General features: G+C 41.9%; 24 protein-coding genes and 1 tRNA gene. 19 read left to right on the forward strand and 6 right to left on the reverse strand.

The annotated features are described in order from the left end of the window. Positions 1-66: 66 nt before the first annotated feature. The 3 genes from SKC37_RS05025 (at position 67) to SKC37_RS05035 (ending at position 3,672) form a co-directional block, all read left to right on the forward strand. Positions 67-1,548, forward strand: coding sequence for a glycine--tRNA ligase (locus SKC37_RS05025; RefSeq protein WP_377980408.1), 1,482 nt, complete (start codon positions 67-69; stop codon positions 1,546-1,548). A gap of 19 nt (positions 1,549-1,567) precedes the next feature. Then, a complete protein-coding gene (locus tag SKC37_RS05030; RefSeq protein ID WP_377980409.1) occupies positions 1,568-3,538 on the forward strand; it encodes a DUF349 domain-containing protein in 1,971 nt (656 codons plus the stop codon). A 61-nt stretch (positions 3,539-3,599) separates the two neighbouring features. Continuing rightward, positions 3,600-3,672 (forward strand) — tRNA-Thr (locus SKC37_RS05035). Positions 3,673-3,707: 35 nt separating this feature from the next. On the opposite strand, the gene SKC37_RS05040 is transcribed toward SKC37_RS05035, so the two are convergent. The 3 genes from SKC37_RS05040 to SKC37_RS05050 are packed head-to-tail and all read right to left on the reverse strand — an operon-like array spanning position 3,708 to position 5,260. Further along, complete coding sequence (locus SKC37_RS05040; RefSeq protein WP_377980410.1) at positions 3,708-4,460, reverse strand: DNA/RNA non-specific endonuclease; 753 nt, start codon at positions 4,458-4,460, stop codon at positions 3,708-3,710. A gap of 12 nt (positions 4,461-4,472) precedes the next feature. Next, positions 4,473-4,808, reverse strand: coding sequence for a 7(1) septoil knot domain-containing protein (locus SKC37_RS05045; protein ID WP_377980411.1), 336 nt, complete (start codon positions 4,806-4,808; stop codon positions 4,473-4,475). Positions 4,809-4,837: 29 nt separating this feature from the next. Further along, positions 4,838-5,260 carry a hypothetical protein gene (locus tag SKC37_RS05050; RefSeq protein ID WP_377980412.1) on the reverse strand — a complete coding sequence of 141 codons (423 nt, stop codon included), beginning with the start codon at positions 5,258-5,260 and terminating at the stop codon, positions 4,838-4,840. Positions 5,261-5,462: 202 nt separating this feature from the next. On the opposite strand from SKC37_RS05050, the gene SKC37_RS05055 reads away from it, so the two are divergent. From SKC37_RS05055 to SKC37_RS05065, 3 genes are read left to right on the forward strand one after another with little or no spacing between them, the layout of a single operon-like run. Then, positions 5,463-5,702, forward strand: a complete 240-nt coding sequence (locus SKC37_RS05055) for a helix-turn-helix domain-containing protein (RefSeq protein WP_377980413.1) — start codon at positions 5,463-5,465, stop codon at positions 5,700-5,702. After that, positions 5,677-6,003: a HipA N-terminal domain-containing protein gene (locus SKC37_RS05060; protein WP_377980414.1), complete on the forward strand. Its 327-nt coding sequence runs from the start codon at positions 5,677-5,679 to the stop codon at positions 6,001-6,003. The genes SKC37_RS05055 and SKC37_RS05060 overlap by 26 nt, the downstream gene beginning before the upstream one ends. Next, a complete protein-coding gene (locus SKC37_RS05065) occupies positions 6,004-6,987 on the forward strand; it encodes a type II toxin-antitoxin system HipA family toxin (RefSeq protein WP_377980415.1) in 984 nt (327 codons plus the stop codon). A gap of 6 nt (positions 6,988-6,993) precedes the next feature. Here SKC37_RS05065 and SKC37_RS05070 read toward each other — a convergent pair whose 3' ends face one another. Then, the gene (locus SKC37_RS05070; RefSeq protein WP_377980416.1) at positions 6,994-7,965 is read right to left on the reverse strand and encodes a glycosyltransferase family 9 protein; all 972 of its coding nucleotides are present in this window, start codon (positions 7,963-7,965) and stop codon (positions 6,994-6,996) included. Positions 7,966-8,039: 74 nt separating this feature from the next. Here SKC37_RS05070 and SKC37_RS05075 point away from each other — a divergent pair, with 74 nt between their 5' ends. Beyond that, positions 8,040-9,257, forward strand: coding sequence for a M24 family metallopeptidase (locus tag SKC37_RS05075; RefSeq protein WP_377980417.1), 1,218 nt, complete (start codon positions 8,040-8,042; stop codon positions 9,255-9,257). On the opposite strand, the gene SKC37_RS05080 is transcribed toward SKC37_RS05075, so the two are convergent. Then, positions 9,243-10,592: an ATP-binding cassette domain-containing protein gene (locus tag SKC37_RS05080; protein WP_377980418.1), complete on the reverse strand. Its 1,350-nt coding sequence runs from the start codon at positions 10,590-10,592 to the stop codon at positions 9,243-9,245. The genes SKC37_RS05075 and SKC37_RS05080 overlap by 15 nt on opposite strands. Positions 10,593-10,629: 37 nt before the next feature. Between SKC37_RS05080 and SKC37_RS05085 the strand changes: the two genes are divergently transcribed. Both SKC37_RS05085 and SKC37_RS05090 read left to right on the forward strand, forming a co-directional pair. Then, complete coding sequence (locus tag SKC37_RS05085; protein ID WP_377980419.1) at positions 10,630-12,138, forward strand: serine hydrolase domain-containing protein; 1,509 nt, start codon at positions 10,630-10,632, stop codon at positions 12,136-12,138. Between the two features lie 85 nt (positions 12,139-12,223). Next, entirely contained in the window at positions 12,224-13,216 is a 993-nt protein-coding gene (locus SKC37_RS05090) for a sugar phosphate isomerase/epimerase family protein (protein WP_377980420.1), read from the forward strand. 50 nt (positions 13,217-13,266) lie between these two features. Here SKC37_RS05090 and SKC37_RS05095 read toward each other — a convergent pair whose 3' ends face one another. Next, the gene (locus SKC37_RS05095) at positions 13,267-14,277 is read right to left on the reverse strand and encodes a glycoside hydrolase family 43 protein (protein WP_377980421.1); all 1,011 of its coding nucleotides are present in this window, start codon (positions 14,275-14,277) and stop codon (positions 13,267-13,269) included. 47 nt (positions 14,278-14,324) lie between these two features. On the opposite strand from SKC37_RS05095, the gene SKC37_RS05100 reads away from it, so the two are divergent. The 10 genes from SKC37_RS05100 (at position 14,325) to SKC37_RS05145 (ending at position 21,722) form a co-directional block, all read left to right on the forward strand. Further along, a complete protein-coding gene (locus tag SKC37_RS05100; RefSeq protein WP_377980422.1) occupies positions 14,325-15,359 on the forward strand; it encodes a Gfo/Idh/MocA family oxidoreductase in 1,035 nt (344 codons plus the stop codon). A 1-nt stretch (position 15,360) separates the two neighbouring features. Further along, positions 15,361-15,984, forward strand: coding sequence for a Crp/Fnr family transcriptional regulator (locus tag SKC37_RS05105; protein ID WP_377980423.1), 624 nt, complete (start codon positions 15,361-15,363; stop codon positions 15,982-15,984). A gap of 58 nt (positions 15,985-16,042) precedes the next feature. Next, positions 16,043-17,452, forward strand: coding sequence for a hypothetical protein (locus SKC37_RS05110; RefSeq protein ID WP_377980424.1), 1,410 nt, complete (start codon positions 16,043-16,045; stop codon positions 17,450-17,452). A 90-nt stretch (positions 17,453-17,542) separates the two neighbouring features. Then, a complete protein-coding gene (locus tag SKC37_RS05115) occupies positions 17,543-18,364 on the forward strand; it encodes a sulfite exporter TauE/SafE family protein (protein WP_377980426.1) in 822 nt (273 codons plus the stop codon). Between the two features lie 32 nt (positions 18,365-18,396). Next, on the forward strand, positions 18,397-19,815 hold the full coding sequence (locus SKC37_RS05120; protein ID WP_377980427.1) for an MBL fold metallo-hydrolase: 1,419 nt from the start codon (positions 18,397-18,399) through the stop codon (positions 19,813-19,815). Positions 19,816-19,817: 2 nt separating this feature from the next. Continuing rightward, positions 19,818-20,090 (forward strand): rhodanese-like domain-containing protein, encoded by a 273-nt coding sequence (locus SKC37_RS05125; protein WP_377980428.1) that lies wholly within the window; start codon positions 19,818-19,820, stop codon positions 20,088-20,090. A 1-nt stretch (position 20,091) separates the two neighbouring features. Further along, positions 20,092-20,334, forward strand: a complete 243-nt coding sequence (locus tag SKC37_RS05130) for a hypothetical protein (RefSeq protein ID WP_377980429.1) — start codon at positions 20,092-20,094, stop codon at positions 20,332-20,334. Further along, complete coding sequence (locus SKC37_RS05135; protein WP_377980430.1) at positions 20,312-20,530, forward strand: hypothetical protein; 219 nt, start codon at positions 20,312-20,314, stop codon at positions 20,528-20,530. Before SKC37_RS05130 ends, SKC37_RS05135 begins: the two co-directional genes overlap by 23 nt. A 116-nt stretch (positions 20,531-20,646) precedes the next feature. Further along, positions 20,647-21,207, forward strand: a complete 561-nt coding sequence (locus SKC37_RS05140) for a YeeE/YedE family protein (RefSeq protein WP_377980431.1) — start codon at positions 20,647-20,649, stop codon at positions 21,205-21,207. Between the two features lie 68 nt (positions 21,208-21,275). Continuing rightward, on the forward strand, positions 21,276-21,722 hold the full coding sequence (locus SKC37_RS05145; protein WP_236633223.1) for a DUF6691 family protein: 447 nt from the start codon (positions 21,276-21,278) through the stop codon (positions 21,720-21,722). Positions 21,723-21,851: the final 129 nt, after the last annotated feature.

The raw sequence follows: 21,851 nt of genomic DNA on the forward strand, positions 1-21,851 counted from the left end.
GCAAGCCTCATTCTTTGATTCTTTTCGGTAAATTGCAATCTAATACGATTGAAAAAAATTGATTTAATGGAAAATAAAAAACAGGATACCGCCTCGGCATTGAAGGATATTATTTCACACGCGAAAGAATATGGTTTCGTATTTCCTTCTTCGGAGATTTATGATGGTTTGCAAGCGGTATATGATTACGGTCAAAACGGTGTCGAGTTAAAGAATAACTTAAAAACGGTTTGGTATAAGGCGATGACGATGTTGAATGACAACGTAGTAGGTCTTGACGCCTCCATTTTTATGCACCCATTGACTTGGAAGGCTTCTGGTCACGTGGATTCGTTTAACGATCCCATGATTGATAATAAGGATTCCAAAAAGCGTTACCGTGCTGATACTTTATTAGAAGAAAGAGCAGCTCAATTAGAGGACGAGGGAAAAGAGGCAGAAGCAAAGGCTTTATTACAAAAGATGGCGAAATGCTTAGATGCAGGGGATTTAGAGGGAGTTCGCCAGATCATTATCGATGAAAATATCAAGTGTCCGGTTTCGAACACGGCTAATTGGACAGAGGTTCGTCAATTCAATTTGATGTTCTCTACTCAAGTAGGCGCCGTTTCTGAGGATGCGAGTTTAATTTATTTACGTCCAGAGACAGCTCAGGGAATCTTTGTGAACTTCTTAAACGTACAAAAGACGGGCCGGATGAAGGTTCCTTTTGGCATTGCCCAAATCGGAAAAGCATTCCGTAACGAAATCGTTGCCCGTAATTTCATCTTCCGTATGCGGGAATTCGAACAAATGGAGATGCAATTCTTCGTTCGCCCTGGCACGGAAATGGAATGGTACGCAAAGTGGAAAGAAACGCGTATGAAGTTTCACTTAGCCTTAGGTTTACCAGCTACTTCCTTGAAATTCCACGATCACGATAAATTAGCGCACTACGCGAATGCGGCGGTGGATATCGAGTATAAATTCCCGTTTGGCTTTAAAGAAATGGAAGGAATCCACTCGAGAACGGATTTCGACTTGAAAGCACACCAGGATTTATCGAGAAAAAAACAACAATATTTTGACCCAGAAATAAACGAAAATTACATACCTTATGTGGTGGAAACGTCTGTAGGGGCTGATCGTTTATTCTTAGCGATTCTTTGCAATGCGTATACAGAAGAGACGGTGGGCGAAGGAGAACAAGAAAAACAACGTGTTTTCTTGAATTTCCACCCGGCTTTAGCTCCGGTGAAAGTAGCCGTTCTTCCTTTAGTGAAGAAAGATGGTTTAGCAGAGAAAGCACAAGAGATTGTTAACAGCATTAAATTTGCCTTCAATACAACATATGACGATGGTGGCGCCATAGGCAAGCGTTATACCCGTCAAGATTTAATTGGAACACCGTATTGTGTGGTGGTTGATTACCAAACTATGGAAGACAACACCGTGACCGTTCGCGATCGCAACACGATGACCCAAGAGCGCATTTCTATAGCAGACCTAAAAGAGAAAATTGGTTATGCTGTATCGATGGAGCGTATTTTTGAAAAACTTTTAAGTTAAAACGCAAACAACGACGATTATGATCACCGAAGAGAGCAATCCAGCAGAAGAATTGGAAACCACTCCTACTAGCCCAACAGAAACACCTGCAGAAGAAACATCTACTGAGGCAACAACAGTTGAAGAGACAGCTGTTGCTGAAATAGTGGAAGAGACGGCAGTCGAAGCAGCAGCACCTACTGAGGTGGCAGCTCCGGCGGAAGTAGTTTTTCCTGTAGTGGAAGAAAAGGCCGTGGAATTTCCGGTTTTAGACCTTTCAAAAGCAACAAAAGAGAGCATTCTTGCCTTCTATGAGCAATTGAAGTCCATTCTTCAAGCGAGCGCCTCATCGGCGAACTTCAAAAAAGTAGACGAATTAACCAAGGAAGTGAGAACGGCTTGGGAAGCAATCAAGCAAGGCGAGCGCACTGTGGCTTTAGCTGCATTTAAGTCTACTAACGAGGATTCAGAAGAAGGATTCTCTTTCAAAGGGGATGAAATCTCTCAACAAATCGATGCTATCGCTTCCTTTATCCGCACGGAAAGAGGAGCTTTCTTCTCTAATTTGGAGAAATTAAGAGAGAAGGCACTCGAAGGAAAAACGCGTTTAATTAATGAATTAAGAACTTTAGTAGACTCGGATGACAATTCAGATCCGGCGCATGTGAATGCGAGCTTTAAAGCCTTCAAGAAGATTCAAGAAGAGTGGAAAGGTTTAGGCAGTGTGCAAGGACCCATGAATCAGACGCTTTGGCAGAGTTATCATGCCTTAGTAGACCGTTTCTACAGCAATAGAAGCATTTTCTTCGAACTATTAGAGTTAGATCGCAAGAAGAATTTACAGGCCAAAGAAGGTATCGCCACTAAACTAGAAGCTTTAGCAGCAGAAATTTCTAAAGGCGGAGCTTTACAGAAATTATTAAAAGAGGCGGAAGAGCTGTTTGAAGAATACAAGCACATCGGACCCGCAAACAGAGATGACAATGAGTCGCTTTGGACGCGAGTGAAGAAATCATTGGATGTACTTTTTGAACAAAAAAGAGCTATCAACGATGCCCAAAAGCAAGTTTTCGAAGAAAATCTCAAAGTGAAACGCGAGATCGGTGACTTAATGAAGCATTATGCCAATTTCACTGCTGCGAACATCAGCGAATGGAACCAAGCTTCGAAAGCGGTATTAGCGCTACAAGAGCAATGGAATAACTTAAAAGGCGGATTGCCACGTGATGGAGGAAAAGAAGTGAGTCACAACTTTTGGTCTGACTTAAAAACGTTCTTCAAACACAAGAGCGATTTCTTCTCGAAAATCGACGCAGAGCGCAAGGCTAACTTAGCTGCGAAGCAATTGTTGATCGACCAGGTGAACGGTATCGTAGAAACAGGCACCATCACTCCTGAAGTGACTCAGATGGTTATCGAAACACAGAAAAAGTGGAAAGAGATCGGTCACGTACCAGAAAAACAGAAAGATTCCATCTATGCGAAATTTAAGGCAGCATGTGATGCTTACTTTAATTTAACTCGTGAAAAGGGCAAGAATGCGAAAGACGTAGAGTTCGAAGCTAATTTGGAATCGAAGCAAGCGATTTTGAAAGAGATGGAAGCCATGCTCAAAGATCCTAGCCTATTAGCTACCTTAGGAGAAAAGAAAGCAGCTTGGGATGCCATCGGTTTCGTGCCTCGTAACCATGTGAAAGCTATTCAAGAGAGTTTCCGCACAACGTGGAATGCTTTAATCGATTTAGCACGCACACAACCTAAAGAGCAGCTGGCTGCATGGGGTTTTGAATTAAAATCATTGGCTTCTGAAGCAAATAATGGTGGAGAAGAGAAAAAATCTGCTTCCCCAGATGCGCGTAAGAAAATTCAAGCCTTAGAAAATGATATTGCCGTGTTAACCAATAACTTAGAATTCTTCGCGAAGTCTAAAAACTCGGATAAACTACGGGCTGAGGTCGAAAAGAAAATCGCTCAAGCGGAAAAAGAACTCGAAAAATTGAAAAAAGATTAATTTTTTTCAATCAATATTTTGCGTTTTAATCCATTTGGCTTACTTTTGTGAACTCAAATGCGCCTCCTTAGCTCAGCTGGTAGAGCAACTGATTTGTAATCAGTAGGTCATTGGTTCGATCCCGATAGGAGGCTCAAGAAGCTCGACAGCAATGTCGGGCTTTTTTGTTTTACAACCCCCACGCCCCTAAACTCACCGTACCCTCTAATTGATTCTCTAATCCATCCTCCAGTTGAGGGAAGAAATCAATTCCTGTTCGTCTTTCGATTTCGTCTACAGAAACGGCAAATGATTTAATGGGTGAAGAGGAACCTGCGTTGGAGAGAATGAAGCCTATTATTTTGGGATTAGTTCCTGATTTGTATACTATTTTATAAAAAGAACATGGGATAATGATTCCGCCAGCCATTACGCCACAACTTCCGTTTAAAATGGGGCCAGTGACCACATAAACTCCATTGTTTGTGATGGCGGCTTCCCGAACCCAGGATTCCAGTGTGGACCAGATCCCTCGATTAAAAGAGGGAGCCATGGGTGACATATTGGACATATAAAAAGTCTCCGACATGGCTGTGAGATTCAGCGCCATATCAGCGGCAGGACAAAGGTGTCCACGATCATAACCACTACCCTGGTAGGATGTGCTACTAACGGGATTGTTTTTGACTAATGGGTCGATTCGAAAATCATCCGTCCTAGATTGTGTGCCTTTGATACTCTCAGGCGATAATTTATAATAGGAGAATTCAGATTGCCTATCTGAATTGGAATAGGACAAGGTATAATAGGTATGTTTGATGAGGTAACCTTTGGAAGTCGTAGGCGTATAATTTCCTGTATCCGGTGAAATTACTTCCTCTTTGGCACAGGAGGATAGTAAAGTAACGGAGAATAGAAATAGGAAACGGTTAACTAAATTCAATGAAGACGTGGTTTAGTACAACAGGTGCTGTTTAGACGAATTTCTCCAACCTGCTTGATTTTCATAATTCACAAAATACACTTTGAGATCTGCTTGGTTCTCGTAGCGGACAAAATAGATTTTCTTCTTGGCTTGATTGGAATAGTTTGTGAAGAACCACTTACCGTCATTCGAACCCGCTTGATTTTCGTATTTTACTTTATACACTTTTAGATCAGCCTGATTCTCATAGTTAACCACAAAGACTTTGACATCCGCTTGATTCTCATAATCAACGGAGAAAATCTTCTGGGCCTTAGCGGATAAGAAGCAAAATAGTAAGGTCAAAATAGTTGCTATATATTTCATGGTATTAGGTTTAGGTAATTAAGCTTAAGTCAATTTTGGGGTAAACCATTCTTAATCATTTTATCAATATCAGGATGTAAAATCACTTTGCCAAAAATTCCCATTCCCACCGGATTCTTCTTTCCCTCGTAATAAACATTAGTGATAGAGAAAAGATAATAGTCATCTACTCGTACACTTTGATCAATAAATTTGTCCACAATCATCCCTCCTAATGCGGCACCAAAGGTGGCTCCTAATTGCGAAAATTCAGTGTCATTTTCACTCTTCAATTTATCCATTTCCGTATTCAACAACTCCCGCATTTTGTCTTTCAAAATGACTTTATGTTCCGCTGCAGATGGGTTAGTTGCAAACGCTCCGATACCGACTAACAGTATAAAAAAGAGCACAAATAATCCGGATGAACTGGAGCCATTTTTGTGGTAGGTTGGGTGATCAGTAGAAGACATAGAAATAGGTTTATTTTTTTTGAAAAAGTGAATTTAAGCACTTCCATTTTAGTACACTCTTTATTGTCACATTATTTATTTAACGGCAAAAAGTAAACAAATAGCTCAAAACTAACAATTGCATTAAAATGTGCACTATATTGCACAAAATATTCAAATTTAGGAAAAAATACCAAATAATTACACATTAAAGAGCAGTTTAATGCACCAACAATCTATCATAGAAACGCTAAAAACGCGACGAATTAAGCTCCAAGTGACTCAAGAAACACTTTCTTTACTGACGGGGTTGGGTCTCAGAACCATCAAACAGCTGGAGAGTGGCAAGGGCAATCCCACCTTGGAAACCATCCAAAAAATAGCCGACGTTTTAGGGCTAGTATTACGTTTAGATATCAAAAATTTAACGTCGGAAAATGAGATCAACAACGATACTTTATAAGGGAATTCCGGCAGGAATTTTGAGTCAACTAGCGAACGGAAGTTTTCATTTTCGGTATATAGAATCGTGGCTCGATGACAAAAAAATGCCAGCGATAAGTTTGACATTACCCAAGTCAAAAAAGGAGTTTAAATCCCCTCACCTATTCCCTGTATTTTTTCATTTATTACCGGAGGGTGCGAACAAACAAGCGGTCTGTAAATTTAAGAAAATTGATCCGGCGGATCATTTTGGGATACTAATCAATACGGCTCAATTTGATACGAGCGGAGCGATCACTATTCAACCATCGATGTCATAAATGCAAACCCAACTCACCTACTGTCCTAGTACACTTGCCGAGGGGAATGCTTCGTATAGCCGCTCTGCGATTCAGCGACTTTTCACGAATCATAAAGTCCATCACGAGATGACCTATGATTCTCCCTCATGTTCTGAAGAGATGTCCCGCCTCTTCTATGAAAACAGAACCATCATGTCTATTTCTGGAGCACAAGAAAAGTTTTCATTCATATTAGAGAAAAATAAATTGCGTCTGGCCAAATCAGGAGAAAGCGGACAATACCTAGTAAAACCGATTCCTACCTTAGGGAGAAATAAACACTGGATGCCCGCTAATGAGCACTTGACGATGCAAATTGCCCGTCAGGTATATCAAATCGATACGGCAGATAATGGCATTATTTTCTTCAAAACGGGTGAAATGGCTTATTTAACGAAACGGTTTGATCGAGGTGAGGATGGACATAAGCGGGCGAAAGAGGATTTTGCGGTTTTGGCAGAACGAACACCACAATCTCACGGCATAAACTACAAATACGAGGGCAATTACCTCGAATTGTTTCAAATCATGCAGCAATACGTGCCTGCCTATGCAGTCGAGGCGTCCAAACTATTTAAACTCATCCTATTTAATTACCTATTCTCAAATGGGGATGCTCATTTAAAGAATTTCTCTTTGCTAGAAAGTGACGACGGCGATTTCATTTTGAGCCCAGCCTATGATTTATTAAATACAGAAATGCACCAGGCTGAAATTGATTTTGCCTTGCAAGGTGGCCTCTACCCTAAATCACAATACCAGGGTAAAATACTGAATCAATTCATTCAATTGGGAAAACTGGCTAAAATACCAGAAAAGATGGTGGAGCGATTATTAGCACAAATGCTAAGTAACTCTGAGCAGGTTGAGCGCTTAGTTAGAAGCTCTTTCCTAGATGAGACTGGCCAAAAAAACTATTATCAAGCCTACCAAGGTAGATTAAAACGCTTGAAATACACCTAGGTTAAATTACCACAAGCGCTCCACTTGCCGGGCAATTTCTGGCAAATCTTGCTTTTTCATGCAAGCAAAATGACCTTTCGGACACGTCTTGGTTCCAAAATTCGAACAAGGTTGGCAACTTAATTCAGGCACAATCGATTGAAAAACCCGGGCTTTTGAATCCGCTGGCATCAATGGCTCCACCTGCAAAGCGGGAGAAGTAGCCCCCCAGATCGCTATCACATTTTTTTCAAAGGCACAGGCGATATACAACATTCCGGTATCGTGCGAGATGACTACACGGGCTTTGGCAACCATCAAAGCAGATTCATGTAAAGAATAAACGCCACAGGTATTCACGATGCGGGCAGGATCTAGTGCCGCCAATGTATCGCCATCTGCCATCTCCTCCTTACCTCCTACTAGTACAATAGGATGGGGAATCTGTGCACACAACGTCTGTAATGATTCTAATGGCAATTTCTTCGTAGCGTAGGATGCACCTATCACTAAGGCGACATAGCCCTCTGGAAACAAAGTCGGTCCTGTGACACTAGAGGGAACAAAATAGTCCAAACCTTTTCCATCGTATACAACCCCTAAAGGCGATAAAGCATCCACACTACGTAAAGAAATGTGGCGATCAGCCATTTTATTCAAGTGGAATTTGGTCAACAAAAACTTCTCCACACTTAGCTTATTATACGATAAATAAGGAACACCTAACGCTAAGCGAATCCGCAAACTGCGCAGATTCTTATGTAAATCGATGATGTAATCGAATCTTAAGGCCTTTAATTCCTGGATGGTGGCAGATAGATCTTTGTCAAAATAATGGAACTGGTCCACGTAAGGATTCGCCTCCGAAACAGCTTTCATAGACTTTTTCGTCAAGAAATGAATCTCCACACCGGGAATCTGCTGTTTCGCGCAACGCAAGGCTGGAGAAGCTAAAACGATGTCGCCAATGGCCGAGAAACGAATAAAAAGTAGCCGCATACGTAAATTCTGAATTTAAAGTTAATTCATCCCGGGAGAATTTCTAATGTTAATGTTTTATTTTAAATTTAAGGATGCAACGTAGAAACTTCATTAAAGGGGGCCTATTGGCTTCTACCCTATCTTTAAATTCCTCCACATCAGCTTTAACTCCCATCGAATTTACGCCCATCAGTGCGGAAGAGCGTAAGATGCGTGTGGCTAAGGCGCAGAAATTGATGGCGGAGAAGCAAATCCAGGCCATTGTTTTAGATGCAGGGATTAACATGACGTATTTCACGGGCATCAGCTGGCATCCATCGGAGCGGTCGATGTTAGCGGTCATTCCGGTGAAAGGTGAAATTAATTTCATTTGTCCGGCTTTCGAGGAAGATCGGTTTCTAGAAATGGCTCCTGCTGGAACTAAGGTTTCCATCTGGGAGGAAGATGAGAATCCTTTTGCATTGACTACATGTGTCTTAAAAGGTATAGGTATAGAGAAAGGCCAAATAGGTATCGATGAATTCTGTCGTTTCTTCATCTTCGATGGATTACGCAAATCAGACGCTAGCTTTCAATTCGTGAGCGCAGATCCGATTACCATTCCGTGTCGAATCATTAAATCGGCGTCAGAAATTGCCTTGATGCAAAAAGCGAATGATGCGACGGTTAAGGCCATTCAGGCTGGAATTGCGGCTTTATCAATAGGTTGTACGCCTCGTCAAATCTCACAGAAGATTGCCCAAGCTCACGCAGAGCAAGGTGCGATGCACGGTTTTGCGTCTGTGACTTTTGGGGTGGCGACTTCGTTTCCACACGGAAGTTCTAGAAAGCAAATTTTGAAATCAGGCGATGTGGTGATGTTAGATTGCGGATGTAGCGTGGGAGGATATGAATCAGATATTACGAGAACCGTTGTTTTTGGGGAGCCTAGCGCGAAGCAAAAACAGATCTGGGATCTAGAGAAAAAGGCACAACAAGCGGGTTTTGAGGCAGCGAAATTAGGAGCACCTGCTGAAAACGTGGATTTTGCTGCGCGTAACGTATTGATTGACGCAGGTTTTGGCCCTGATTATAAATTACCTGGACTTCCGCATCGTACTGGCCACGGAATTGGAATGAGTGGTCACGAATGGGGTAATATGGTCAAAGGGAACAAGGCGCCACTCGAAATAGGCATGTGTTTCAGTATTGAACCGACGATTGCGATTCCCGGGGAATTTGGCGTACGCTTAGAGGATTGTGCCTATATGACGGCAGATGGCCCTAAATGGTTCTCAAATCCAAGCAAATCCATCTCAGAGCCGTTTTAATTCCAACACCTGATTCACGCAAGACGGAATATCGCGGTCATAGTGACTGACGTACAGCAAGGTCATTTCAGAATTTTCCGCTAAATAATCAAGCACCGACTTCAGGTGCTCTGTTTGAACACGATCTAGTCCTTGACATGGCTCGTCGAGTATCAAGAGTTCTGGATTCTTGACCAAAGCACGCGTGATTAACACCATACGCTGTTCCCCACCCGAAATCTGCAAGAAAGATCTTTCTTTCAAATGAGCGATACCCATTACTAGCATCCAATGATTCACTTGAGCCGTTTGCTCCTCAGTTAAGCGCTTAAACAACCCAAGCGTATCAAACAAACCAGAGGCCACCACTGAGAAGCAAGAACCACCCTCCTTAAAATACAAATGCAACTCCGGACTCAAATACCCAATTTTGCGTTTAATGTCCCAAATACTTTCTCCTGATCCACGCTTACGGTCAAACAAGATGATATTCTGCGAATAAGCCTGTGGATTATCTGCCGTAATTAAACTGATCAAAGTCGACTTCCCTGCCCCATTTGGACCTTTGATCACCCACCGCTCTCCCCTATTTACTTTCCAGCTGAAATCGCTTAATATGATTTTCGATCCGTATTTAATCTGCACCATTTCCATTTTCACAGCTGTTTCGAATGATTCTAATGGCCGCAGTAAAGGCGCTGGTTTCATGGCAGATTCTTGTGACAATGGCAATTCAATCACCTGATTAATGAAATCAGGCACATCGCCTGGCGAAGAAACGAGGATGAATTGTATACCTTTCGAGTCTAGAGATAGTAATCCTTTTGTGAGTATATCCCGGCCTTTTACATCCAAACCCACATAGGGATTATCTAAAATCAACCAATCTGGCTGGTAAGCAAGCGATTTAACAATTTGCAATCGCTTGTTCTCGCCATTGGACAATTGAATTAAGGGGCGCTTCAATAGGCTTTCTAATTCAAAAACCGAGACCCAATCCCCTAATGCCAATCCAGCTAATTCCTCCTCCACCGTATAGGCATCCTCGCAATCGGAAGAATTAAAACGCTGTTGTAAATAAAATTCAGAGAGATTACTGCGATTCTTAAATTGATGCTGTTGCTCTACAAGCATCACATAGGCTCTTTTATCTGGATTTCGACAAGAAAAAAAGACCTCGCCCGTTCGAAATAATCGACCAGATAAGGCTTTTGCCAAAGAGGTCTTCCCTGATCCCATCGGTCCTACGATGGCCGTTTTTTGGCCAGATAAAATCTGAAAAGAAATCGATGAGACAACAGGTTTAGCTCCCAAGGAGACCGAAACGTCCGAAATTTTAGCGAGGCAATTATCCAAGAATATTTCCTATTTTTAACAAAAATAAACCTATTCGATGAAAAAAGCCTCATTCCTCTCCGGACTCTTGTTCCTGTGTAGTTTTACTATCCTTGCCCAATCTCTACCACACAGTACGCCAGAAGCAGAAGGCGTGTCGTCCGAAGCCATCATCAAATTCATCGAGGGTTATTCCTCGGACAAACACGAATTGCATTCCTATATGCTCATACGCCACGGAAAAGTGATTTCAGAGGCTTGGTGGAAGCCCTTTACTGCAGATAAAAAACACAGCATGTACAGTGTTTCCAAAAGCTGGACCTCCACCGCCATCGGTTTCGCCGTAGCTGAAAAGCGCCTTACCGTACAAGATAAAGTCCTTTCTTTTTTTCCAGAACACGCTGATTTGAAAGACAAACCCTTTCTAGCCGACCTATGCGTACAAGACCTCTTAACCATGTCTGCTGGTCACGAAAAAGAGCCTCTACGCAGTGTGATTGTCTTTTCACCTGACTGGGTTCGCGGATTTTTGAACTACCCCATCGCGCATAAACCTGGCACTACGTTTTTATACAATACGTTAGCCACCTATATGTTATCTGCGATCATCCAAAAAGTGACGGGAATGACCACATTGGACTATTTAAAACCACGCTTATTAGATCCATTACACATTAACGGAATCGACTGGGAAGCTGACCAAAAAGGCATCAATGTGGGTGGCTGGGGCATTCGCGTGAAGACAGAGGATATGGCCAAACTAGGTCTATTATACCTAAATAAAGGAAAATTCGAAGGCAAGCAAATCTTGCCAGCTGCCTGGGTAGAGGAAGCGACCAGCAAGCACATCGACCAAGAACCGGATGCTAGCGCAGAAAAAAAGGCCAACGGGCAATATGCAGATTGGTTGCAGGGCTATGGCTACCAGTTTTGGCGCTCTAGAAATGGGGCATTCAGAGGCGATGGAGCGTATGGGCAGTATATTTTGATGATGCCAGCGCAAGATGCGGTGCTTATTATCACATCAGAATCTCAGGATTTACCGGATGATTTGAACCAGGTTTGGAAAAACTTATTGCCAGCGTTTCAAGCCAAAGCTTTACCTGCTAACCCTGCAGGATTAAAGGCGCTTGCCGCGTTTAATGCTAGCAGACAAATCAAAGCACCAGTCTCTAGCCTACAAGCTGCATTACCTACAAAAAGCTATTCTTTAGGGACTAACCCACTGGATTTCAGACAGCTACAGGTAGATACAAAAGGAACCCTTACCATCACAACCAAAGATTCCGCACAGCACGAATTTAGACTGGCTCAAGGTGCTTGGGCTACGGGAAAATCAAATTTAGTAGGTCCCTATATGCTAAGAGCTGCTAGAGTTGACCTAGCCAAAAAAGCCCCATTTGATTACGCTGGATCCTATCGCTGGGTGGATGCGGAGACACTGGAGATCACCTTATTGTATTACGAAAGTCCGCACCACTGGACATTTACACTAAAAGGCGACCAGGTATCGGTGATCAATTCATTTGAACCCCAAAATGAAATCAAGATCCCGCAACGGAAATAAGCGGGATTTCGTCGCAAAATTTAACCCGCAGGATATAAATTCCGGGATATATTCGTAAAATGAACTCAGAAACCTATTCTTACCTATGAAAAATAACAACAACACATCGCGTCGTCAGTTTTTGGCGGCCGGCTCACTTGCCTCTTTAGGCCTTTTGTGGGCATCGAATTCGTCCTTTCGTTTCGCAAAACCAAACTCCGTTTTTGGTGGCGTTCAAATAGGCACCATTACCTATTCTTTCCGCGGCATGCCGGGAGACATCAAACAAATCATCCAATACTGTGTAGAATCAGGCGTTTCAGCCATTGAATTAATGGGAGATGCTGTGGAAGATTATGCAGGACGTCCGGCAAATCCGGTTCCGATGCGTTGGACCCCAGGTCAACCCCGCCCTACCTTAACCGACGAACAAAAGGCAGCACTAGCACAATACCAAAAAGAGGTGGCAGCTTGGCGCGAATCTGTTTCCATGGATAAATTCAAGGAAGTGCGCAAGATGCTTGATGACGCGGGCATCTCCGTATACGCTTACAAGCCGAATGCCTTTGGCGAGAAAAATTCGGATGCTGAGGTGGAGTCAGCCTTACGCGCTGCTAAAGTGTTAGGGGCCAAATCGGTTACTTTAGAATTACCTTCTGCTGCGCAGACTCAACGTTTGGGAGCTTTAGGAGAAAAACATAAGATTTACTTTGGCTACCATACCCATACACAGGTGAAAGATACCGTGTATGATGAGGCTTTGGCCCAAAACAAATACAATTCCATCAATCTAGATGCAGGTCACTACATCGCCGTGGGAGCTCCTCACACGACGGCTTCCTTGATTGCGTTTATCGAAGCGAAACACGACCGCATCTCCAGCATGCACATTAAAGACCGTACATCGAAAGAACACGGTGCAGGAAACCTAGCTTGGGGCAATGGCGACACTCCTTTGAAAGAGTTGTTGACGTTAATGAAGAAAAATAAGTATAAATTCCCTGCGACAGTTGAACTAGAATACGAAGTTCCGGCAGGATCTACGGCAGTAGAAGAGGTGAAGAAATGCGTGGCGTATGCTAAGAATATACTAGCTTAATATATATGCTTGTAAAAAGGCCGCCTCGTTATTCGAAGCGGCCTTTCTTTTTATTTATACGCATCGATTGTCTCAATACTACCATCCGGTCGGTATTTCAACTCTGTTACCTTAATATTTCTTAAGTGGGTCTTGCCTGAGATTTCCACATCGTGGTAATATAAATACCATTTGCCATTTTGTTCCACAATCGAATGGTGATTCGTCCAACCTTTCACTGGCTTCAAGATAACCCCTTGATAGGTAAATGGTCCATAGGGACTAGTTCCTGTGGCATAAGCGATGTTATGCGTATCGCCTGTAGAATAAGAGAAATAATATTTACCTTGGTATTGGTGAACGAAAGCAGCCTCGAAGAAACGGCGATCGTGATCCTCTGATAATAAAACCTTACCCGCTGCATCCAAAATCTGCACATTACGCGGCGCCTCTGACATTTGTTTCATATTCGCATCTAAACGAGCTACTTTGGCCATCAAAGCAGGCTGCCCATTGGCTGGTTGTGACTCATCTGTCGCTCCATAAGTACCCGACTTCCAGCGTTGTAATTGACCACCCCAGATTCCGCCAAAATACAGATAAGACGTACCGTCTTTATCTTTAAACACACAAGGATCGATACTGAACGAACCTTTCATATACTCTTTCTCTGCATTGAATGGGCCCTCTGGCTTAGAGGAAGAGGCTACTCCAATGCGGAAAATACCCTCCTTATCTTTGGCTGGGAAATACAAATAGTAGGTTCCTTTCGATTCAGCCGCATCTGGCGCCCAAAGCATCTTGGAGGCCCAAGCCACATCTTCCAGCTTTAAAGCGACACCGTGGTCTACCACCGGACTTGCTGGAGTCTTTTGAGATAATACATGGTAATCATTCATCGCAAAGTGACTCCCTAAATCATCTTCCTTTACTCCGGCATCGATGTCATGTGAAGGATAAATGTAAATTTGGCCCTGAAATAGGTGGGCCGATGGATCAGCGGTGAACATATGCGAAACCAACGGCTTCGACTGCCCCAGCGCCGTTAAACTTAGTAGGCTTAAAGCGAGTATTTTTTTCATGTTAAATCGTTTATGTTAAAAGGTCTGAATTGTTTATTTTTACTTCTATGAAACCGATCGAAACCGCTTTACTGTCTTTTGGAATGTCTGGCCGCGTTTTTCACGCCCCATTTATTCAACTTCATCCAGGGTTCAATTTACGAGGATCTTGGGAACGCTCCAAGAAAACCATAGAGAATGCCTACCCTGGAACATCCTCCTACGATTCGATGGAAGCCGTTTTAGCCGATCCTTCGATTGAGTTAATCATCGTTAACACTCCCATTTATTCCCATTTCGAATATGCTACCGCTGCCTTGAAAGCTGGAAAGCACATTGTTGTGGAGAAAGCGTTTACTTGCAACGCGGCTGAGGCAGAAATGCTCGTATCGTTAGCGAAAGAAGTGAACAAAAAGATCTTTGTTTACCAAAACCGCCGCTGGGATTCCGATTTCCTAACCATGAAAAAGGTCCACGAATCAGGAGTTTTGGGTGATATCGTAGAAGCTGAGTTTCATTTTGACCGCTATAATCCCCTCATGTCCCCTAAAAGACATAAAGAAGATGCAGGTCCCGGCGCTGGAATTGTGACCGATTTAGGTCCCCATTTAATTGATCAAGCTTTGCACCTATTTGGTAAACCAACGCATGTATTTGCGGATTTACGCAAGACAAGACCTGGAACAGAGGTCATCGACTTGTTTGAGATACTTTTGTATTATCCAGCCTTGCGCGTTCGCTTAAAAAGTGGTTATTACTTCAAAGAACCCATTCCAGCTTTCCAATTGCACGGAACGAAAGGCAGTTTCATCAAATCCCGTTCCGATCGTCAAGAAGTTGATTTAGACAAAGGCCACGTTCCAATAGGTGAAAATTGGGGTGTGGATGCTCCAAGTGAATACGGATTATTACACGTGGATGGAAGCAGTCCAGAACGTGTTGCTTCTGAAAAAGGCGAGTATATGGCATTCTATGAAAATGTTTTTCAATCTTTGCGTTCCGGAGTGGCACCAGCGGTAACCGGAGAAGATGGAATCGCGAGTATGCGCGTCATTGATGCCGCCTACGAAAGTTTAGAAAAACAAGCCGTTATCAGTTACTAAAATGGAATTATTCAATCAGTTTGAGCCTGAATTAAGCAAAAAGATTCAACAAGTAGGCGTTGTTCGTAAATTCAAAACGGACGACTATTTGATGAAAACAGGGCAATCCATTCGGTCAGCTGTCTTGGTAACGAAAGGAATTATCAAAGTATTCCGAGAAGACGAGGAGGGCAACGAAGTATTTATGTACAATCTGCATCCCGGCGAAGCATGCGCCATTTCGATGACTTGCGCAGCGAGGCAATTATCGTCTCAGATTATGGCCAAAGCCCTCGTCGATACCGAAGTCATCGCCATCCCAGCCGAATTAATGGACGAATGGGGCGCTAAATACAAATCTTGGTACCAATTCGTGCTAGAGACCTACCGATCTCGGTTCGAAGAATTACTAGACACCTTAGATCAAATCGCGTTTAGAAATCTGGATGAGCGCTTACTTTGGTACTTAAAACAACACCAAAAAAGCCTAAAAACGAACATTTTAAAGGCTTCCTTTACCGATATTGCCCAGGAATTAAACTCCTCCCGAGAAGTAATTTCGCGCTTGATGAAGAAACTAGCAGAGAAAGGCTATATCAAAATCAATAAAAACCAGATTGAGATTGTGGATTTGAGGGGACTGTGATTTTCATCACGAACTAAGTCACATTTTTGCGACAATTTGCAGGCCTAAATACAAAAGCATGCAAAAAAACGCCTTATTCATTCTATTCTTACTCTTATTTTCAGCTACACTCGTAGCTCAGCATCAAGAAATACATACGCCTCCACATCTTTGGAAAGGTAAAAAAAGTGTCGCGGAGGATTCTACTTCCTTATTATTCGCTTTTAAACATGGAAAAGTACATGGTAATCTTCGCTACTTTTTCATGGCAACAGAGAATCAAGATCATTTAACCGACGCTCATGCAAATGCAGTGGGCGGTGGACTTTTTTATGAAACGGCTTCCTTTAAAGGGTTTCAATTCGGAGTAGGTGGGTATTTTATTTACAATGTGAATTCATCCGACATGACGCACATTGACCCTTACACTCAAACGGTAAGTCGTTATGAAACATCCTTATTCGACCTAGAAAATTTAGCCAATAAGCATGACTTAGATCGATTAGAAGAATTATACCTGAAATACAACTTTAAAAAATCTCATATCACGGCTGGAAAACAGCTCATCAATACACCATTCATCAATTTACAAGATGGTAGAATGCGCCCTACGGAGGTAGGCGGATTGTTTGGCGAGATTTTCCCGGGGAAAAAGAATAAACTAGAGGGAGGATACTTGTATGAAATTTCTCCACGCGGAACGGTGGATTGGTATGGTATAGGGGAGTCTATTGGAATTTATCCCAATGGCACGAATGTAAATGGGACAAAAGGGAATTACAAAGGCCATATTGAATCCAATGGGGTCTATCTTGTAGGATACACTCACCAATTACCTCAAGGCAACTCGCTTAAGCTTTGGAATGTGTATGTGGATAATGTATTCAACACGAGTATGTTACAATGGGATTTGAAACGGGGTGCTTGGGTAGCTGGAGTCCAATACACACAACAACAAGCGGTTAACGAGGGTGGAAACGAAGACCCTAGTAAGACTTATTATTCACCTGATCAACACTCCCGCGTCATTAGTACTAAAGTAGGTTATGAGTTAGGAAATTGGAAAACATCCCTTAATTATACGCGCATCACCGCAGAAGGTCGTTATTTAATGCCGCGTGAATGGGGACGTGATCCTTTTTATACTTTTATGCCTCGGGAACGAAATGAAGGATTCGGCGATGTACATGCGTATATGGGGAAAGTCAATTATGCTTTTTCTAAGACACCTTTAAAGGCTTCCCTAAGTTATGGCTATTTTCAACTACCAAATGTAAAGAACTATGCCATGAACAAATATGGCTTGCCTAGCTACACGCAATTGAATCTAGATCTTACCTATGAGTTTACTGATTTCTTAGAAGGTGTAGACATCCAGGCTTTATATGTTCACAAAGCAAACCAAGGAGAAACCTACCAGAATGAAAAATACATCATCAATAAGGTCAATATGAGCAATTATAACCTGATTTTGAACTTTCACTTCTGATGAAAATTTTTTTTAGGCTTGTGATAAAAATCACGAATTAGCTCTAAAAATGGCTCCAAATTTGTATCAACAAAAAACAATAACAAACGCATGGAAATTATAGGTTATTTCGCCTCTCTACTTATTGGAATTTCACTGGGCTTAATCGGCGGTGGCGGATCCATTTTAACAGTACCCGTATTAGTTTACCTTTTCGGAGTTGATCCTATTTTAGCAACCGCATATTCCCTATTCGTGGTAGGTGCTAGTTCATTAGTAGGCGCATTCCCTAAGTACAAGCAAGGATTAATCAACGTGAAAACGGCTGTCATTTTTGGCATTCCTTCTATCGCAGCCGTGTATGCTACTCGAAAATTCATCGTTCCGTTAATCCCTTCCGAAGTATTTACTTTAGGAGACTTCGTGGTAACAAAATCGATTTTAATGATGGTTTTATTTGCCATCTTAATGGTAGCGGCTTCCATCTCCATGATTCGCGGAAAATGTGAACAATGTGAAAAAGAGAAATTAGGCACTTACGTAGAAGAAGAACAAGTGTTCAATTACCCAATGATCCTATTAGAAGGAGCTGTGGTAGGTACATTAACAGGTTTAGTAGGCGCTGGAGGTGGTTTCTTAATCATACCTGCTTTAGTAATGCTTTCTAAATTATCCATGAAGCAGGCAGTAGGAACTTCCTTATTGATCATCGCAGCGAAGTCATTAATCGGATTTACAGGTGATTTAGGTCATCATATAATCGATTGGAACTTATTATTAACCGTAACAGGTCTAGCGATTGTAGGTATATTCTTTGGCGATATTATTAGTAAAAAAGTAGACGGAAATAAATTAAAAGTAGGTTTTGGATGGTTTGTTTTAGTGATGGGTATCTATATCCTGATCCAACAAGTAGCCTTCCCATTAAAATAAATAAACACATTCACAGCATAATAATTACGAAAATGAAAGTAGAACAAATTTACACTGGATGTTTAGCACAAGGTGCTTATTACATTGAGAACAACGGAGAAGCAGCGATCATCGATCCACTTCGTGAAGTACAACCTTATATCGAGAAAGCAGAGCGTAACGGAGCTAAAATCAAGTATGTATTTGAAACTCACTTCCATGCAGACTTCGTTTCTGGTCACATTGACTTGTCTGCCAAAACAGGCGCTCCGATCGTTTACGGTCCAAATGCGGCTTGTCAATTCGAATGTATCTCCGCAACTGATGGCCAAGAATTCCCATTAGGAAATGCGACCATCCGTGTTATTCATACACCTGGTCACACGATGGAGTCGACTTGTTTCCTTTTGATCGACGAAAATGGAAAAGAAACTAGCCTATTCTCTGGCGACACTTTATTCATCGGTGATGTGGGTCGTCCAGATTTGGCACAAAAAGTAAAGGCTGATTTAACAGAAGATATCTTAGCGGGTCATTTATTCGATTCATTACGTAACAAAATCATGCCTTTAGCAGACGACATCATTGTATATCCTGCACACGGCGCTGGTTCTGCTTGCGGTAAAAACATGAGCAAAGAGACTACGGATACGTTAGGTAACCAAAAGAAAACGAACTATGCGTTGAATCCAGCTTTAACAAGAGAAGCATTCAAAAAAGAAGTTTTGACTGGCTTAGTTGCACCTCCAGCTTATTTCCCTTTGAACGTTTTGATGAATATTCAAGGATATGATTCAATTGACAAAGTATTAGAGCGTGGGCAACATGCTTTAAGCCCAGAAGGATTTGAAGCAGCAGCTAACGAAACAGGCGCGTTAATCTTAGATACACGTGATCCTCAAACTTTCGCAGCAGGATTCGTGCCTAACTCGATTAACATCGGTATCGATGGATCTTTTGCTCCATGGGTAGGTGCTATGATTCCAGACATCAAACAAGAGATTTTGTTAGTGACTGACGAAGGCCGCGAAGAAGAAGTTATTACTCGTTTAGCGCGTGTAGGATATGACTTCACGATCGGCTACCTAAAAGGTGGATTTGCAACTTGGAAAGCTTCAGGAAAAGAAATCGATCGTATCGAATCAATTAGTACTGATGAATTATTGAAACGCGTAGAAGCTGGAGAAGGTGAAATCTTAGACGTGCGTAAAAACTCTGAATACTTATCTGAGCACGTCATAGATGTAGAAAATGCTCCTTTGGATTTCATCAATGATAGTATGTTAAAAATCAACAAAAACAAGACTTACTTCGTACACTGCGCGAGTGGTTACCGTTCGATGATCTTTAACTCGACATTGAGAGCTCGTGGCTATGATAACTTAATTGATATCAAAGGTGGTTTTAAAGCGATCAAAGAGTCTGAGAAGTTCAAAGTGTCTGATTATGTTTGTCCATCTACCCTTTTGTAATCATGGAAGAGTTATTAACTAATCCAGCAACTACGGTTGTTGATGTCAGAGAAACAGGTGAATTTGCAGGCGGTCATTTCGATGGAGCTATCAATATTCCTTTGGGAATTATTCCCTTACGATTAGATGAATTCAAAGCAATGAACGGCCCAATTGTCGTTTACTGTAGAAGTGGCAATCGTTCCGGAATGGCTATGAACTTATTAAAGCAAGCAGGTCTTTCTGAAGTATATAATGGCGGAGGATTACAGGATATGTTAATTTACCAAAACTAATATGCTAGCTAGCCTAACACAAAATTGGGGTTTCATGCGCATTATCCGCCTAGTTATAGGTGGATATGCGCTTGTTGAAGCTATCCGTGCATCAGATGTACTGATTGGCATCATGGGAACCGTCCTGATTAGCATGGCCTTATTCAATATAGGCTGTGGCGCTCAAGGTTGCGGTGTACCTACCTCTCGCAATAAAAACACTTCAAGTGATGAAGTAGAATATGAAGAAGTTCTTTCAAAATAAGGGTTGGCAGATCTTAGGTGGACTATTGGGCGGAATTGCCGGATATTTCTACTGGAAAGAGATTGGTTGCGTTACAGGAACCTGCCCTATTACGAGTAAGCCATTAAATAGCATTCTTTATTTCGCTGTTTTAGCTTATTTTGTGACGGGAACGATGGCAGGATTTAAAGCACAAAGAATAAAGCACAAAGAATAGAGATGGTAAGTGGTAAATGGTGAATGATAAATTTTCCCTCCGGACTAATTCCCTCCGGACTGACTACTGCCCACTGCCCACAAAATAAAGATTAAAACAATTAAATACCTTTTAAAATGGAAACAATTACCCAACCCTGGCCTTGGTATACGGCAGGAATTATTATCGGACTTATCGTTCCGGCCTTATTAATTTTAGGAAATAAACACTTTGGTATATCTGCGAATTTACGTCACGCCTGTGCTGTCTGTTTACCTAGCAATATCCCTTTCTTCAAGTATGATTGGAAAAAAGAAACCTGGAATTTCTTCTTTGTCGGAGGAATCTTAGTGGGTGGTATTATTTCAACGCTTTACTTAGGATCTGGAGATGCCGTTATCGTGCACCCAGATTTAGCTAAGGAATTAGCGAGTTATGGCATTACTGACTTTTCAGGTATGGTACCATCGCAATTATTCTCATTCGAATCCTTATTCACAGTTCGTGGATTAGTCATGATGGTAGGAGGAGGATTTCTTGTTGGATTCGGTGCGCGTTACGCAGGCGGATGTACATCTGGACATGCGATTATGGGCCTATCTGACTTACAATGGCCTTCATTAGTGGCTACCATCTGCTTTATGATAGGTGGTTTTATTATGGCTAATTTCATTTTACCCTTCATCTTACACTTATAATACACATGGAAAATAAGACAAATCAACACACAAATCCAGCTGATTTTGAGGTGCGTTCATTAGACACCATGTGTGTGAATGAATCGGAATTAAAGCACCCTTGGTACTATAACCTAAAATATAGCCTAGTTGGCGTTATTTTTGGCATTGTATTCATTAAAGCAGAAATCATCTCTTGGTTCAGAATTCAAGAAATGTTCCGCCTTCAAAGCTTCCACATGTACGGAGTGATCGGAACGGCTGTAGTGGTAGGAGCCATCTCTGTATTTTTAATCAAGAAATTCAAGGTTAAAACCATACACGGTGAGGAAATTACTTTTACGGACAAGAAGTTTAATAAAGGCCAAATCATAGGTGGCTTGACTTTTGGTCTAGGATGGGCCTTAACCGGAGCTTGCCCAGGCCCTCTATTCGCACAAGTGGGTTCTGGTGCCATCGTCATTCTAGTCGTTATTCTTAGTGCCACAGCTGGAACTTGGGTGTATGGCAAGTTTAGAGATCAATTGCCTCACTAAAATGGTGAATGGTGAACGGAAAATGAGGATGTCGATTGGGTTCGGCATCCTTTTTTGTTTTAAAACATTACCGTTAAATAAATATATTTACCTAAATATGGTAATCAAATCGAAGATAGATAAATTAGA

Origin of the sequence: Aquirufa esocilacus (assembly GCF_042715595.1) — a bacterium.
Lineage (GTDB): Bacteria > Bacteroidota > Bacteroidia > Cytophagales > Spirosomataceae > Aquirufa > Aquirufa esocilacus.